The 16,457-nt window shown below is 43.5% G+C and carries 15 protein-coding genes and 1 pseudogene; 2 read left to right on the plus strand and 14 right to left on the minus strand.

Features of this window, described 5'->3' with window-relative positions; translation table 11 throughout:
* Nucleotides 1–397, plus strand: a pseudogene (locus tag I6E26_RS09990) (hypothetical protein); the annotation flags it as partial.
* 170 nt (nt 398–567) lie between these two features.
* Nucleotides 568–1,452, plus strand: a complete 885-nt coding sequence (locus I6E26_RS09995) for a glycosyltransferase family 2 protein (protein ID WP_235321718.1) — start codon at nt 568–570, stop codon at nt 1,450–1,452.
* Nucleotides 1,453–1,501: 49 nt separating this feature from the next.
* Here I6E26_RS09995 and I6E26_RS10000 read toward each other — a convergent pair whose 3' ends face one another.
* From I6E26_RS10000 to I6E26_RS10065, 14 genes are all read right to left on the minus strand, one after another.
* Complete coding sequence (locus I6E26_RS10000) at nt 1,502–1,669, minus strand: hypothetical protein (RefSeq protein WP_235321719.1); 168 nt, start codon at nt 1,667–1,669, stop codon at nt 1,502–1,504.
* Nucleotides 1,670–2,200: 531 nt separating this feature from the next.
* On the minus strand, nt 2,201–2,848 hold the full coding sequence (gene phoU / locus I6E26_RS10005; RefSeq protein ID WP_235321720.1) for a phosphate signaling complex protein PhoU: 648 nt from the start codon (nt 2,846–2,848) through the stop codon (nt 2,201–2,203).
* Nucleotides 2,848–3,603, minus strand: a complete 756-nt coding sequence (gene pstB / locus I6E26_RS10010) for a phosphate ABC transporter ATP-binding protein PstB (RefSeq protein WP_235321721.1) — start codon at nt 3,601–3,603, stop codon at nt 2,848–2,850. Before pstB ends, phoU begins: the two co-directional genes overlap by 1 nt.
* An 18-nt stretch (nt 3,604–3,621) precedes the next feature.
* Nucleotides 3,622–4,503, minus strand: coding sequence for a phosphate ABC transporter permease PstA (gene pstA / locus I6E26_RS10015; protein WP_235321722.1), 882 nt, complete (start codon nt 4,501–4,503; stop codon nt 3,622–3,624).
* Nucleotides 4,503–5,393, minus strand: coding sequence for a phosphate ABC transporter permease subunit PstC (gene pstC, locus I6E26_RS10020; protein WP_235321723.1), 891 nt, complete (start codon nt 5,391–5,393; stop codon nt 4,503–4,505). Before pstC ends, pstA begins: the two co-directional genes overlap by 1 nt.
* Nucleotides 5,394–5,410: 17 nt before the next feature.
* Complete coding sequence (locus I6E26_RS10025; RefSeq protein ID WP_235321724.1) at nt 5,411–6,247, minus strand: phosphate ABC transporter substrate-binding protein; 837 nt, start codon at nt 6,245–6,247, stop codon at nt 5,411–5,413.
* A 175-nt stretch (nt 6,248–6,422) separates the two neighbouring features.
* Nucleotides 6,423–6,839, minus strand: coding sequence for a cytidine deaminase (locus tag I6E26_RS10030; RefSeq protein WP_235321725.1), 417 nt, complete (start codon nt 6,837–6,839; stop codon nt 6,423–6,425).
* 2 nt (nt 6,840–6,841) lie between these two features.
* Entirely contained in the window at nt 6,842–7,495 is a 654-nt protein-coding gene (gene deoC, locus I6E26_RS10035) for a deoxyribose-phosphate aldolase (protein ID WP_235321726.1), read from the minus strand.
* A 12-nt stretch (nt 7,496–7,507) separates the two neighbouring features.
* Nucleotides 7,508–8,704, minus strand: coding sequence for a phosphopentomutase (gene deoB, locus I6E26_RS10040; protein WP_235321727.1), 1,197 nt, complete (start codon nt 8,702–8,704; stop codon nt 7,508–7,510).
* A gap of 67 nt (nt 8,705–8,771) precedes the next feature.
* A complete protein-coding gene (locus tag I6E26_RS10045) occupies nt 8,772–9,968 on the minus strand; it encodes a NupC/NupG family nucleoside CNT transporter (protein ID WP_235321728.1) in 1,197 nt (398 codons plus the stop codon).
* A 20-nt stretch (nt 9,969–9,988) separates the two neighbouring features.
* On the minus strand, nt 9,989–10,768 hold the full coding sequence (gene udp, locus I6E26_RS10050; RefSeq protein ID WP_235321729.1) for a uridine phosphorylase: 780 nt from the start codon (nt 10,766–10,768) through the stop codon (nt 9,989–9,991).
* A gap of 47 nt (nt 10,769–10,815) precedes the next feature.
* The gene (locus tag I6E26_RS10055) at nt 10,816–11,547 is read right to left on the minus strand and encodes a Crp/Fnr family transcriptional regulator (protein WP_235321730.1); all 732 of its coding nucleotides are present in this window, start codon (nt 11,545–11,547) and stop codon (nt 10,816–10,818) included.
* A gap of 115 nt (nt 11,548–11,662) precedes the next feature.
* The gene (locus I6E26_RS10060) at nt 11,663–12,661 is read right to left on the minus strand and encodes a glycosyl hydrolase family 18 protein (RefSeq protein WP_235321731.1); all 999 of its coding nucleotides are present in this window, start codon (nt 12,659–12,661) and stop codon (nt 11,663–11,665) included.
* Between the two features lie 623 nt (nt 12,662–13,284).
* Nucleotides 13,285–16,065 (minus strand): DNA methyltransferase, encoded by a 2,781-nt coding sequence (locus I6E26_RS10065; protein WP_235321732.1) that lies wholly within the window; start codon nt 16,063–16,065, stop codon nt 13,285–13,287.
* Nucleotides 16,066–16,457: the final 392 nt, after the last annotated feature.

Genomic DNA, 16,457 nt, shown 5'->3' on the forward strand with positions numbered 1-16,457 from the left:
TAAAAATAAGGATTATGTACCAAAGGATAAAATCATCAGGCATACAGATAGTTTCTTGAAATTAATGTCTGTACTAACTCAGGATAATAGATATGTTGAAATGGGTAGAGAACTTTCTCATGACAAGGGGGGAATCAATATGTGTGAAGTATTAGATAGGGCAGAGGCTCGTGGTGAAGCAAGAGGAAAAGTCATTGGCGAGGCAATGGGGGAAGCGCGTGGAAAAGCCATTGGCGAGGCAATGGGCGAAGCGCGTGGCAAAGCTATTGGCGCGTTGAATAAAACTGTAGAAATTCTGCGGGTGATTATTGCCAAGAATAGCTGGTCTAAGGAACAGGCTATGGAGTTTATTGGCATACCAAAGAGTGAATTTGCCAAATATGCTGCTTTATTATAAGGTATTTTTCCAAACAAACCTTATATAAAAAATTTTAATTAATGATAAAAACAACAGAATAAATATTTACAAGTTTTATGAAAAAAGGGCATATTCGGCTTGAAAGGCGAATATGCCTTTATTTTTTTGTCAAGAATAAGGCTGTTGCAGGCAGGTATTAGAGGCGAGCTGTGAAGGAATATAAAAGAATTTCATCCTGTCTTGTACGGGGGGGCATTTGTGTTATAGTAAAAGAAATATTTAATGTAGGTGATTTTATTATGCCACAACCTTTTCTTTCAGTTTTAATATTGACGAAAAACAACCAACGAAGTATAAATTATGCTTTAATGAGCGTTCAGCCATATGCAGATGAAATAATAGTTCTAGATTCTGGTTCACAAGATAAAACGCTAGAAATTGCCAACAGATACACCGATAAAATTTACTTTAGAGAATTTGAAGGTCATTTTGGACGACAAAAAAACTATGGTCTATCCAAATGCACTGGTAAATGGATTTTTATTTTGGATTCTGATGAATTTATAGGCGAAAATTTTGCCACTACTCTGAAATACCTTCATAGTGGCTTTAAATGTATTACTATGCCACGTTACCATATATGCAGTATATCCCAATGGAGCCATTTTGTTACAAAAGCGCATTATTATGATTGGCAAAAACGACTTATAAAAAATGATAGCAATATATTCTATGGTAATAATAAAGTACATGAAAATCTACAAAATTACAGTCCTCGTCTTCACTGTGCTGCAGGACACATCTTTCATCTTGATTTTTTACTTCATGATTATACTGCTAGAGCTAAGAAGTCCGCTTTTTATGATCATTTAGCAGGTGGGGGCTATCCCCAATTATATTTACCAGAAAATTATCCATACTATACAATGCCTATGCAGGAATTGCCAGAGCCTGATATTCTGCAAGCTTTGCGCAGGGACAAATCGTTTAGAGAATTTGAACTTAGAGAAAACTATTTTATTACCCTACGGGAATGCTGCAAATGGAAGGTTCGACAAGCCGCTACCTCATTGCGCGTAGTACTTAAATTCTGATTTGCCGAATTGCCTATCTACTCAAATATTGTAACTGAAAGTCGTTATGTCAGTGGATTCTCGAAATACAGCCTGCGGTCATAACGACTTTTGCTCTGTCCGACTTAATGGCCCTATCTGATGGTTTATCCTGACGCACCAGTACCGCTTGTCGCTGAGCCAATTCACGGAGGCCGTAACGGTAGAGAGTGCCACCGGGACCACTTTTGCTACGCAAAAGCAGGAGTCTCCCGACGCAAAAGTGTCATGCCCCTCCGGCTGTTGTCGAATCATCAAGGCTTATCGGTATTGCCAATCTTCGACAATTCTGCTACCTTCGTAGAAAAACGATCATTTCAAACAGTGCCAAAGCAGGAAGGTGCAATGAATACACAAAATAGAAGGCATGACATATACCCTTAACAGGTATATCGATGTGCCTCGCTTCTTAACGAATTTAAGCCATGAAAAGGTGAACATCGTGAAGCTTTTCATGTGATTAAATGAGTTTAGCAGCGTGAGGCACATCAATATAGCGCGAGCGTGCCTGTAATGGTATATGCCATGCCTACAGAAAGTGTATAAATAAATTGCCTCATGAGAGCTTTAGTACCGCTAGGCGAGAAAAGTAGCGAGAACGTACCTGAAAGGGTACTCCCATATCGCCATTAATAATGGATAAGATGTATTCGGCAAATCAGAATTTTACCCATTATGCAAAAAGCCTTAGAAACTGCTTTCAGTTTCTAAGGCTTTTATATTCTCCGGCTTACTCTACAATCTGAATCTCACCAGTAATAGAGAACTTAACCCAGCTGGCAATATTCACGGCATGGTCCCCAATACGCTCAAAATACTTATCAATCATCAGCATATCAATAAAACACTCTGCATCATTGGTATCATCCTTCAACTGCTTAATCAAATCTTCCCGAATATCACAGAAAAGCTTATCCACCACATCATCGTATTTGATAACCTCATCTGCCAAATTCATATCCTTTTTATCATAAGCCATCATGGCCATCTGCACCATATGGCTAACCTCATTAGACAGCTCCTGGAAATCCACCTTATCAGTAGCTCTTACCACATTGCCTGCCGCAATAATCTCCGCAATCTCACAGGCCTGAATACCAATACGCTCCATATCTGTTACCATCTTCAGAGAAGAAGATATGGTCCGCAGATCCCTAGCCACCGGCTGCTGCTGCATCAAAAGCTTGAGGCAGATATTTTCAATACTACGCTCCTGCTGGGTAAGCTGGCTCATCATATTATTCAGAGCATGAGCCTTTTTCACATCCCCAGACATAAGAGCCTCAATGGTCTGCTGAATAGTATCCTCACAAAGACCGCCCATATAGAGCATTTCCTCGTTCAGAGTTTTCAGCTGCTGATCAAACATAGATCTCATCAGCCAAACCTCCCTGTGATATAATCCTCTGTTCTTCTATCCTTTGGCATAGAGAACATTTCCTCTGTCTTGCTGAACTCCACCAAATCTCCCAACAGGAAAAAGGCACAGTAATCAGAAATACGTACCGCCTGCTGCATATTATGGGTAACCATAACCACAGTGTATTTCTTCTTCAGTTCCACAGCCAGCTCCTCGATTTTGCCAGTGGAAATAGGATCCAAAGCAGAGGTAGACTCATCCATCAACAGAATATCAGGCTCCACAGCCAAAGCTCTAGCAATACACAGACGCTGCTGCTGACCACCAGACATACCCAGGGCAGAGGTATTCAATCTATCCTTTACCTCATCCCAGATAGCTGCATCCTTTAGAGATTTCTCCACAATAGTATCCAGCTTTACCTTAGAGGTAATACCATGAGTACGTGGGCCATAGGCAATATTATCATAGATGCTCATAGGGAAAGGATTTGGCTTCTGGAACACCATGCCAATTCTCTTTCTCAACCAGGTTACATCAACCTTTGGGGCATAGATATTTTCATTATTGTAGATGATATTACCTGTAATCTTTACATTTTCAACCAGGTCATTCATGCGGTTCAAAGTCTTTAAAAAGGTAGACTTACCACAGCCAGAAGGACCTATCAGGGCTGTAATCTGATTTTTAGGTATATCCACGTTAATATCATGGAGGGCATGATGATCCCCATACCACAGATTCAAGTCCTTTACTTCCATTATTGTATCCATAACAATCTCCCATCAAATTTAGTTCTTCAGCTTCTTGGCTGCATAATTAGCAGAGAAGTTCAGAATCAAGGTAAGAGTCATCAAAATAACCGCAATAGCAAAGGCTACATTAGTTTCACCACGCTCGCTGGCATATACATACAAGGCCACTGTCAAAGTAGCAGATGAGGATTCCAGTGCCGTGAAGAAATCATTCAATACCAGGCCAAAGCCCGCCGTAAACAACAGAGCAGCAGACTCGCCTACAATACGTCCGATGGACAAAATACAACCGGTAACAATACCATCAACAGCGTTAGGCAGTACCACAGTACGTACCATATGCCATTTGCTGGCACCCATAGCCAGAGAACCTTCACGATAAGCGTTAGGCACTGTTTTCAGGCTTTCCTGGGTAGTACGAATAATAACCGGCAGTACCATCATTACCAAAGTAAGACCACCAGCCAGAATACCTTGCTTCAAACCAAACATTTCAGAAAACAGAACCAAGCCTGCCAAACCAAAGATAATGGAAGGAATACCAGTAAGAGCCTCAGAGGCAAATTCAATCAGCTTAACCAGCTTTTTGTTAGTAGCGTACTCTGTCAGGTAGATAGCAGCCCCTGTGCCCAGTGGCAAAACAATAACCATAGCCACCAGGATAATATACAGGGTATTCATCAGGTTAGGAAGAATGCCGATAGTTTTCTTCACATAACTGGACTGGGAGGTCAAAAGCTCCCAGGAAAGATAGGGTACACCTCTATAAAAGATGTAGCCTATAATAAAGGCCAGCAACACACAGGTCAAAATGGCACTGCCCCAAATCAGGACCTTGGCACCTTGATTCCACAGCTTACGCTTGGAAAAGCCAGTAGGCTGGGCTACAGGCTGGCTTACAGCAACATTCTCAACCATCAGGCTGTCCTCCTTCCCTTGACAAATACATTCAGGAATACGTTAATCATCATAATAAACAGGAACAGTACCAGGCCGATAGAGAACAATGCCTGCTGCTGCAGAGATCCTGCGGCGGCATAGGCCATCTCCGATGCAATGGCTGTGGTCATGAACCTTACAGAAGTAAGCAGCCCCGGCAGATTAGCCACATTGCCTGATACCATGATAATGGCCATAGCCTCGCCAATGGCACGACCTACACCCAATACCACAGCTGCGGCAATACCGCTTTTGGCAGCTGGAAGGCTTACCCGGAAAAATGTCTCCATCTCAGTAGCTCCCAACGCCATAGAAGCTTCTTCGTATTCTCTAGGTACTGCCCGCAGTGCAGTCTCAGATACGTTGATGATGGATGGTAAAATCATAATGGTCAGCACGATAATGGCTGCTAATAAGGTGGCACCAGAGGGCAAATCAAAGGCCCTCTGAATACCAGGAACAAGTATAATCATGCCTACAAGGCCATATACTACAGATGGGATACCTGCCAAAAGCTCAACCGCAGTATGAATTACCTTGGCAAACTTTGGCGGAGCGGCCTTGGCCAAAAAGATGGCGGTCAAAAGGCCAATGGGGACACCTATCAGCACTGCTCCAGCAGTACCATAGATGCTGGTTAGGATGAATGGCAGAATACCAAATGACGGCTCTGTTGTGGTAGCAGTTGGCTGCCAGGTAGTGCCAAAGAGAAAGGTTGGCAAACCTATTTTCATAATAGCTGGCAGGCCGGCAATAACCAGATGTACTGTGATACAAAGGACGAAACCTACTGCCACAATACCGCAAAGCATGAACACAGCGTTGATACCTTTTTCGGTGAGCTCCTGCCATTTAGTTTTGTTTTTCATATCACGCTAGACCTCTTTTATTTCGCAGTAGGTACTGCACCAGCCTGAGAAATCAGCTCAGCAGCAGCCTTGGAGGTCATGAAGTCGAAGAATGCCTGAGCAGCCTCGCTCAACTTGGTGCCTTCCTTGGTAATCAGGTTAAATGGACGCTGGATTACATAGCTGCCGTTAGCAATATTATCCTCGGTGCACTCTACACCATTAATCTTCAAAACCTTGATACCCTTCTGATTCTCAACGGAAGCAAAGGAAGCATAACCGATAGCACCCTCGCTGTTCTTTACAGCCTCAATAACAGCACCTGTGGAAGTCAGCTCCTGAGTCAGTTTGCACTTATCCTTGGTCTTGGTAATGGACTCAAAACCATCACGAGTACCGGAACCAGCCTCACGGCCAATGGCAGCTACCTGGCCAGCCTTGCCGCCCAGCTTGCTCCAGTCAGTAACCTGACCATTGAACAAGGCAGCTACATCCTCGGTTTTCAAATCGTTAATAGGGCTGTTCTCATTGACGATAATGGCAATACCATCTAGAGCTACGGTAGTCTCCTTCAGGCCCTTTGCCTTTTCGCTGTCCTTCAAAGCACGAGAGGAAAGACCAATATCAGTGGATCCCTTGCTTACAGCCTCAATACCAGTACCGGAACCAGTAGCATCGTAGGTAATGGTAACACCCTTATTATCCCCCATAAACTTCTCAGACAGAATACCAATAACCTTCTCCATGGAAGTAGAGCCGTTGGTGGAAACCGCACCGCTAAGACCGGCACCCTTCTCAGCAGTATCACTGCCGCAACCCACCAATGTCAGGCCCATCATCATAATGGACATTACAACCAGTAAAAACTTCTTCATCTTGTTTACACTCTCCTTGATAAAATTATTCCTGATAACTAATCTCCTTGGAAATCTAGGAATATATTAACCCCTGAATGTAAAATCCATTAGAAGGTTTTTGTAAAATAAATGTAAAAATTCGGCCACAAAAATACTGCCTCCCAAGATTGAGAGGCAGTCCCCATATCTAATTTTATTTGCCCAAATCCTCTGGCCCAAAGCTTTCTGGCAAAAGCTGCTCCAATGTATAAACCAGCTCTCCCCCCTTGCCATCATCCAGAACAATCTCAAAACTATCTGGAGTGCAGAATTCCCGCATTACCTGACGGCATACACCACAAGGAGCACAGGTAGCATTGGCTTCCTGTCCTTCTGGCCCCCCTACAATGGCGATTCTGGTAAATTCTCTTTCCCCTTCATAAACGGCCTTGAAGAATGCTGTTCTCTCAGCACAGTTAGTAGGGCCATAAGCAGCATTTTCAATATTACACCCATGATAGATTTTGCCAGCCTTGGTTTCCAAAGCCGCTCCTACCTGAAAATGAGAATAAGGAGTATAAGCATGAAGTCTTGCCTTTTTTGCTTCTGCAATCAACTCTGCATTAGTCATAATCAGCCCTCCCTTTTCATAATCTTTACCAAACGGCTGGTACCCAGACGGTCTGCTCCCAGCTCAATAAACTTCTCCGCGTCTGCAAAGGAAGAAATACCACCCGCAGCCTTTACCTTCACATCCTTACCTACATGCTCCCGCATCAGCTTTACATCCTCAAAGGTAGCACCAGCAGTAGAGAAGCCAGTAGAGGTTTTGATATACTCCGCCCCAGCCTTGGTTACCAGCTCACAGGCCTTGATTTTTTCTTCCTCAGTCAAAAGGCAGGTTTCAATAATAACCTTCAACAGCTTGCCCTTGCAGGCCTGATGAATCTGGCGGATTTCCTCCTCCACCTCATCATAGCGGCCATCTTTCAGAAAGCCAATGTTGATAACCATATCAACCTCATCGGCCCCATTGTCCACAGCATCCCCAGCCTCAAAAACCTTGGTTGCCATAGTGCTATAACCATTAGGGAAACCAATAACGGTGCAGATAGCCAGCTTGCCCTGAACATATTCTGCCGCCTGCTTTACATAAGCAGCAGGAATACAGGCAGAGGCAACCTCATATTTCATTGCATCATCCAAAATCTGCTTAATATCTCCCCAGGTAGCCACCTGAGCCAGCAGTGTATGATCTACCTTGCTTAAAACTTCCTTTTTATCCATAAACACTTCTCCTTAAACCAATTTATCTAAAACAGAATAACCTATCGTACCTTCTGGCATATCCACACCAAAATTATCTGCAATGGTTGCACCAATAATCGCAAAGGTATCGCTTTCTGGCAGCTGGCCATTTTCCTTCATAGATGGAGAATAGGCAATAAATGGCACCTTTTCTCTAGTATGGTCCGTACCGGTATGGGTTGGATCATTGCCGTGATCTGCCGTAATAATCAGCAAATCATCCTCTCGTAATAATGGCAATAATTCTCCCAGCTTCACATCGAATTTTTCCAACTCCTGAGCATAGCCCTCTGGATTTCTCCGATGTCCCCACAGTGCATCAAAATCCACCAGATTTACAAAGCACAAGCCTGTAAAATCCTTCTGGGCTATTTCAATGGTCTGCTCCATGCCGTGGACAGAGCTTTTAGACTTGTTAGCCTCAGTAATGCCCTCACCATCAAAAATATCCGCAATCTTCCCTACAGAAATCACATCATAGCCCTTATCCTTCAAGACATTCAGGGCTGTTCTGCCATAAGGCTTCAAGGCATAGTCATGACGGTTGCTGGTACGCTTAAACTCTCCCTTTTTCTTGCCCACATAAGGACGGGCAATAATACGGCCTACCTTCCACTCATCCTTCATGGTAATTTCTCTGGCAATTTCACAACAGCGATAAAGCTCCTCCAGGCCAAAGGTTTCCTCATTACCACAAATCTGCAGCACAGAATCCGCCGAGGTATATACAATCATATGACCTGTAGCAATTTCTTCCTCGGCCAGCTCATCCAAAATAGCTGTACCACTGGCCGCCTTGTTGCCAATAACCTTGTGGCCAGTCCTCTTTTCCAGCTCTGCAATCAGCTCTGGGGGAAAACCGGTATCGGTAAAGGTCTTGAAAGGCTTGGTAATATGCAAACCCATCATTTCCCAATGACCTGTCATAGTATCCTTGCCTGTACTGGCCTCCCGCAATTTACCATAATGAGCCAAAGGCTTTGCCACTGCCTCCACCTGCTTCAGGGGATGTAGATTGGCCATGCCCAGCTTCTGCAAATTGGGAATGACAAAGCTATCCACACTTTCGGAAATATGGCCCAGGGTATCAGTTCCTGCATCACCATATTCAGCGGCATCCGGCATGGCGCCAGCACCCAGTGAATCAATTACAATGGTAAAAATCCGCTTATATTTTTTCCCGCTCATTTTTCAACCCCGCTTTCCATATATCTTTATAACCCCTATATATACCATGTCCTTGCCTTAACTTATTTTAGAACAACGCTACTAAACCGCAAAGCATAGCACTGAGAATGCTTAACAGCATACCGCCCAGCATCGCACGAACTACAATCCGGGAAAGCACACCCTTTTTCTCAGGACACAATGCACCAATACCACCGATGCAGATACCCATGCTGCTGACATTGGCAAAACCTGCCAGAGAAATAGCACACATCATAGCAGTTCTGGAATCCAAGGTGCTGATATATGCTCCCAGTGTACCAAAAGCTACGAACTCGTTAAGAGCCAGCTTCTGACCCAGCAAAGTACCTTCCTGCATAGCAGTTACAGTATCAAAGCCCATGAGATAGCCAAATGGACAGAATACATAGCCGAAAATCATTTCCAGACTAAGTCCAGCAAAGCCCAGAATCATATTTACCAAAGCCACCATGCCGATAACCGCAATCAGAGCCACACAGATACCCAGAACCACCTGCAGACCTACACCCGCACCATTCATAATAGCTTCGATAGCATTGGTATTGCCACCCTTGTTATCAATCTTCAGATTATCCACATTGTTGCAGGTTTCCATCTCAGGTAAAATCATCTTGGCAATGAGAATCCTGCCTACTGGTACCAGCATGCTGGCCATCAGGAGATAATCCATTGGAATACCCATAGATACATAGGCGGTAAGAATGGACACATCCATACTACCCATACCAGCCACCAGGATAACAAAAATCTCACTGTCCGTCATCCGGCCAATGTATTTGCTAATCAATACAGGGCTGCTAGTCTGGCCCAAGAACATATTGGCTGTAGCTACAAAGCTCTCTACCTCTGTGGAACCTACCAGCTTCTTGACCAACCGTCCCAAATGAGTAACGATAAAGCCCAAAGCACCAATATAGTAAAGGAACTCTACCAAAGCAGATACGAAAATAATATTTCCCAGAGATGATACCGCAAAGACAAACATCTTGGAGGTATCTGCCAAATCGCCAAAGACAAAGGATACGCCATCCTTACCGCAATTAACTACGGCAGTAACTCCATCAGAAAGAATGGAAATAACCTGCTGTCCCAAAGGAACCTTTACAATAAACACAGCCAACAACAGCTGAATAACAAAGGCCTTGCCAATAAGCTTCCAGTTAATGGACTTCCGTTGCCAGGAAAGAAGCCAGCAAATGCCAAAGACTACCAAAATGCCTAATAAATTAAATGCTAACTGCATCACCTTGTCCTCCGTTGCCCTTATTTATTCTTATCTTCTTTAATCAAAGTACGAATAGCTTCAACAGCCACCTTGATAGCCGCCTCTGTGTCATGGACAATAGGATTCTCCATGCCCAGAGCATTCCGCTCCTGATTGCCTACTACCAGGAAATCAGAGCCGCAGCGTACCTTCAAATGGCTGGCTACAATAAATAAAGCTGCAGATTCCATTTCAGAAGCCTTGGTGCCCAAACGCTTCCAAGCTTCCCATTTGTTCAAAAGCTCATAGCTTACTGGCATAATCTCAGGATCATGCTGACCATAGAAAGCATCCTTGCACTGTACCACACCAGCATGGTAATTCATGCCCAAGGTCTTGCAGGCCTTTACCAAAGCATTGGTAACATCCAAATCTGCCACAGCAGGGAACTCAATAGGGGCATATTCCTTGCTGGTGCCCTCCATGCGAATAGCACCAGTAGCAACTACAATATCGCCACCCTTAACATCCAAATCAATACCGCCACAGGTACCTACCCGCAGGAAGGTATCTGCACCGCACTTTACCAGCTCCTCCATAGCAATGGACGCAGATGGACCGCCAATACCGGTGGAGGTTACGCTAACCTTTTCCCCATCCAAATAACCAGTGTAGGTAACATACTCTCTGTTATCAGCAATCAACTTGGCATCATCAAAATGTGCTGCAATCTTGGCACAGCGCTTAGGATCTCCCGGCAAAATAACATATTTACCTACATCCCCTGGACGAATCTGTACATGATACTGTAATCCTTCTTCACCTGAATAGTTCTGCATAATAAGCTCCCCCTCTTATCTAATACCTGCTCTTTTTCCTATTTCCCCTATGTCTCTGTTTCCAAAATCTCTGCCAGACTTTCCTTCATTAATTCATACTGCTGTTGGTTTACAGTTAGCTTACTGCGAGAGCGACTAAGCATCCCCTGAGACTCCAGCTTTTGAACAGCCCGGGTAATGGTTTTGACGCTAAGACCAGTATAATCTGACAGCTTCTGCCTATCATTGGCAATGGTCAATTCCTCTACCACTTCCGACTGTTCATACATAATGGTCAACAGCATAATCAATCTATCGGCCCCCTGCAAAAACAGGAAAACCCGATTGTTGCGAGCCTGCTCTAGTAGATACTGCCCCATCAGCTTTGCCTCATGGCCCAAGGACCAGATGTCAGATTTTATCCATTTGGCAAACTGTCCCTTGGGTATCTTCAAGACGATACAATCCGTAACAGTCTGCAAGGAGGTCTGATAGGTATCAAAATCCATGATAACCTCCATGCCCCCATAGGCATATACATCCGTAAAAATCATAAAATCAAAGGATACCCCTAGGATTCTGTAATCTGTGCCCTTGATAATGCCGCTGCCAATAAAATAAATTGTATCCACCGGGTCCCCAGCCCTGATAAAAGTGGTTTCCTTGGGCATATTTTCTACTTGGAAGGAATCCAGCAGCCACAAAGGTGCATTTTGGAAATAGGTATAAAATTTTTCTCGCCGTTCTTTGGAAATTTTCTGAAGAAACGGTAAAACTTTATCTAAATATTTGTTTTCCATAATATTATATCCTGTTTTTGCTAGCATTTCGGATTCATTACAAGGATATTATATGGTTTTCGAGAGGATTTTGAAAGGCCATATGTCCCTTCAACTAAAATATTTACAAATTATCTTATTTGCCGTAGGACAGAGTTTCCGCCAAGGCTGGCCACACATCCTCTGTCTCCAAGGTACTGCGCCAATAGGCACCTCCTGCCAGATTGTAGCGATTCACCAAGGAAGCCTTCAAGGCCAGAGAACGGCGATTTTCCTGCCATACCCGATAGCGGTTATTTTTCTCCTGATATTCAAAATAATACTGTCCCTCCTTGGAAAGCCACACAGGCACCAATCCCTTTTCCTGAATTACCTTGTCTGCCTGAGCCATAGATAGGGTTTTGGCCTTCACCTTCCCCTTTGTCTCCTGCCAAAGACGCATATAAAGAGGCATACCCAGAATCAGCTTTTTCTCCGGCACCCCCTCCTGCAGGGTTTTCTGAATACCATCCTCCACCCAAGGCAGGGAAGCCACCGAACCGCTAACCTCGGAAGCAGCCCCGTGCTCATCATAGGCCATCAGCATCACATAATCCACCACCTCTGCTATGGCCTTTCGGTCGTAGCATTTGGACCAATAGCCGGAATTGCTGGGAATGGTCACATCTATGGAAATAATCAGCCCCTGAGTTTTCAAGGCCTTGCTAATTTCCTGCACAAAATCCGTCAGCTTGTCCTTGTCTGCCGGATTGATATTTTCAAAATCCAGATTAAAACCATCCAGCTCATAATCCTTGGCCAGCTTCTCCATCTGGGCAATCACCCTTTTCCGTGCCAGGGGACTGTCCAACAGCTTGCTGGTCATTTTGGGATCAAAATTGTTGGTAATCAAAGCCCACACCTGATACCCCTTGTTGTGAGCCTGACGGACATACTTCACACTGCCATGACGGGTTTTGATTTTGCCCTGGGCATTCTCAATAATAAACCAGCTAGGAGATAATACATCTATTCCCGGCAATTTTTCTCGTTGTACCAGCCGGCTCTCCTTCTCTCCCGGGGCCTGCCAATCCCACAACACCCCCAGATTTCCCGCCGCCAAGGCACTCTCTGTCCACACCATTAACAAACACAAAATGATAAATATTCTCCTCATCCACAACAACTCCCTTTTATGATGTTATTCGCTTTGAAATACTCTTGTTTTATGATACAATTCTTATGTTGCCGCCTCTATTTCCACCCGGAAGGAGGTGTTACGCATGTTTGAATATAGCACATCATTTTTAATCTCTGTTATGGCAGGAATAGCCTGTCACTATATCTGCAAATGGCTAGACAGAAATTAACTGGCAACTAACCTGAAGCTGATACGGCTTCCAAAATAAGGTATAGCAAAGCCCCCACGACTGGTACTCGTGGGGGCTTTGTGTTACCTGTAGGCAACAACCGTTACGCTTGCCATACAGCACATCATTTGTCAATCAAAGTATACCACAAATAATGTTTTTTAGCAATATTTACCTATTTTTGTCCAATAAACTTGCCATTAACAAATATGCAAGGTATAATAAAAATAAGAGGAGCACCGATAGACGGTTGCCCCGACGAACAGAAAAAGCTAAGTATGAAAAACCGCCCTTTAGCTCGGCCAAAAGCATTGGCGGTTTTTCTATGCCTTAATAGCAACAATGCAGATAGTCACTATAACCAAGCCCCCACGACTGGAACTCGTGGGGGCTTTATGCATATTGCTCTTTATTTATCTACTAATTTCTGATACATTTTCATTAGCTGGGCTACACATTCAGATTCAGTATTCAGCTTACCCCAGAAGCCGTAGGCTTCCATTACTGCCCGATCATTGGCTTGATGTGCTTTTCGCAGTTCTGGAGGCATCAATACCTCATCATAAAGGTCAGCCAAACTGGAATCTGGATATTTGGCTCTGGCATCCAGGATGCCTTGGGCTGTTTTTTCTATTTTAGCCTTTTGAGCCTCGGTGGGTGCAGGCCAAGGGAAGTTGTTGTAGATAGATGGCGAATAGCGATAATCGCTTTTCAATCTGCCAGCTATTACACGCATCCATGCCATATGAACATTGGAAATTAATACGCCAAATTGATAAATCGTGGCATCAGGTATAATACTACAAGCATCACCAGCAATTATCTCCGACTCGACAAAACCGATTGGTATATATCTTCTCCGTTCGGAAGAATGTCGTGGAAATACTAGATAAGTAGATGATGGTTGTCTTATTTGACAAAAAAGCCATGGATATACTGCCATTTTCTGAATTCTGTCTGCCTTGCTTTTACTGCGTAACTCAACAACCATCTCTAAGCGTTTTCTGATTTCAGGTATATGTCCAAATTCCTTATTATTACCATCCTTAAACCATAAGCAATATCTTGAATATGTACCTATATTGTCATGTAAAAATTCTCTAGCACCTATAAAAGGACGTATATATTTTTCCAAAATTGGATATTTCTTGATAAAAATTTCTTTTTCTTCCGCAGTCAGTAACAAACCGCCATTATCCGTAGGCGGACTGCCTGTCGTCATTTTTGGTAATCCTGATTTTTGGATATTCGTCCTTGAGGTTATCCATATATCAGGGGCATCATATAAATAGCCATTAATATGATTAGCTATATGCTCTTCATTATTGGAATATATTCGCTTTATACCCTTAAAAGAGCTATTGGCGAAACCGACAATAACACAATGTACATGCGCCTTTTCAGTAGCTTCACTATTCCAAATAAATGATGTATGCGCAAATATGATATTTACACCATGCGTACACATTTCTTGCCAAAAAGTAGGTACAGCCTCTCCCTGACAAATCGAATTAGTAGAAACAAAAGCAGATTTTATCAATCTAGGCAAAGCCGTATTAATATAAAGTATCGCCTTCTTATACCAGCATAGTACATAATCCTGTTTATTGATAGGATTGCCTTTACCAAAAATCATAGTCATATCATCAGACTGCTCTTTGCTTCTTAATGACTGTCCTACAAAAGGCGGATTGCCCATAATATAATTGCACTGGCTAGGTGGCAATACCTCCTGCCAATCCATGCGGAGAGCATTTCCCTCCACAATGTTCACATAGGATTTCAAGGGCAAAAAGTCCAGATTCATTTCCACAATGCTCTGAGTTTCCTGCATCATCTGCAACTCGGCTATCCACATAGCTGTTTTGGCTACTACACAGGCAAAATCATTGATTTCAATACCGTAGAATTGATGGATATTTACCTTCACAGGGCTGGCCATTTCGCCCAACACAATCTGCCCCTTGGTAAGACGGTCAATAACCTTGTTTTCCAAACGGCGCAGAGAAATATAAGTTTCTGTCAGGAAATTGCCAGAACCACAGGCAGGGTCAAAAAATTTCAGTCCAGCCAATTTATCCTGAAAAGCCTCTAGCTTTTGCTTCTGAACCTTGGGCTGAGGGATGTCTGCAATGGCTTCATATTCCTTTTGCAAATCATTAAGGAAAAGAGGATCAATCACTTTGTGAATATTCTCTAGGCTGGTATAGTGCATTCCTCCACTACGACGGATTTTGGCCGACAGAGTGGACTCAAATACCGCACCAAATATAGTAGGAGAAATTCCCTCCCAAGAAAAGGGACAAGCCACATTGAGAATCAAATCTACACATTCCTCGCTAAAGGTTGGAATAATCAGATGATTATCCGCAAAAAGGCCCCCGTTGACATAAGGGAACTCTGCCAATATTTTTTCCATATAAGGGTCCCGAGCATTATCAGGAGTGTCCAGAACCTCAAACAAATCTATCAGCGCCCGCCGAAAATGCTTGGGCTGGAAATCTGCCAGATAGTCATGGAACATATTGCGACGGCCAAAAATTCCCGCATCCTCAGCATAAAGACAGAAAACAATCCGCACAATCAGCATATTCAGGCTCTTGAGCATTTCCTCCGTCGGATTCTCCCCATACTGCTTCAACAGCATTTCATACATCCGGCCTACCAGCGTACCAGCATTAAGAGATATTTCCAATTCCCGCTTGATTCTGTCATCGCCCATATCCACCAGGAAATTCAGTCGATGATATTCCCTAGGCAAATCCTCCAGCTTCAAAACAGCCGGCTCTCCATTGGGCTGTCCCATATCATAAATATAAAACTCCTGAAAATTACAGGTAATACCCCAGCGAGGATATTTGAAATACCCCAAAGCCGCAGCATACCGCTTCAACTGCTGGAGAGGCGTTAGCATTGTGCCATCAGATTGACGAATAGCCTTGGACAAGTCCTTGTTAATGGATTTTTGTTCTATCATTACCTTGGTGGCTGGCAGATAAATATCTATAAAACTGGTATTTTCCAGTTGAACCTGAACTTCACATTCCATATAGGAAGCGGGATTTTCTACACCATAGACAGTTTGCAAAAGCTCTACCCAAAATAATTGGGTTTCACCTTTCTCATAGCCCCTCCCCTGCCATTTCTCCACAAAAGCCTTGGCCGCCTTTTTCTGCTCCATTTCCGTCATATCCTCACGCCCCTGTAATATTGATAATATTATGGTATCACAAAACTCCCCACCATTCCACCAATATATACTGACATAAATTCTGATTTGACGAGTTGACTATCTCCCTAGGATTGTAAATATAATTCGAGATGTCAAAAATTTTCGAAATACAGCCTGCGGTCATAACGACTTTTGCTCTGTCCGACTTAATGGGCCCGACGCAAAAGTGTCATGCCCCTCCGGCTGTTGCCGAATCATCAAGGCGTATCGATACTGTCAATCCCAATAATTCTGCTATTTTCGTAAAAATAGGTCATTTCAAATAGTGCCAAGGCGTAAAATTGCGATGAATACACTAATAAGCGGTATGGGAGTACCCTGCACAGGTACTCTTCGCGCCTCGGTACTTA

Source organism: Anaerovibrio lipolyticus, assembly GCF_021531495.1.
Taxonomy (GTDB): domain Bacteria; phylum Bacillota; class Negativicutes; order Selenomonadales; family Selenomonadaceae; genus Anaerovibrio.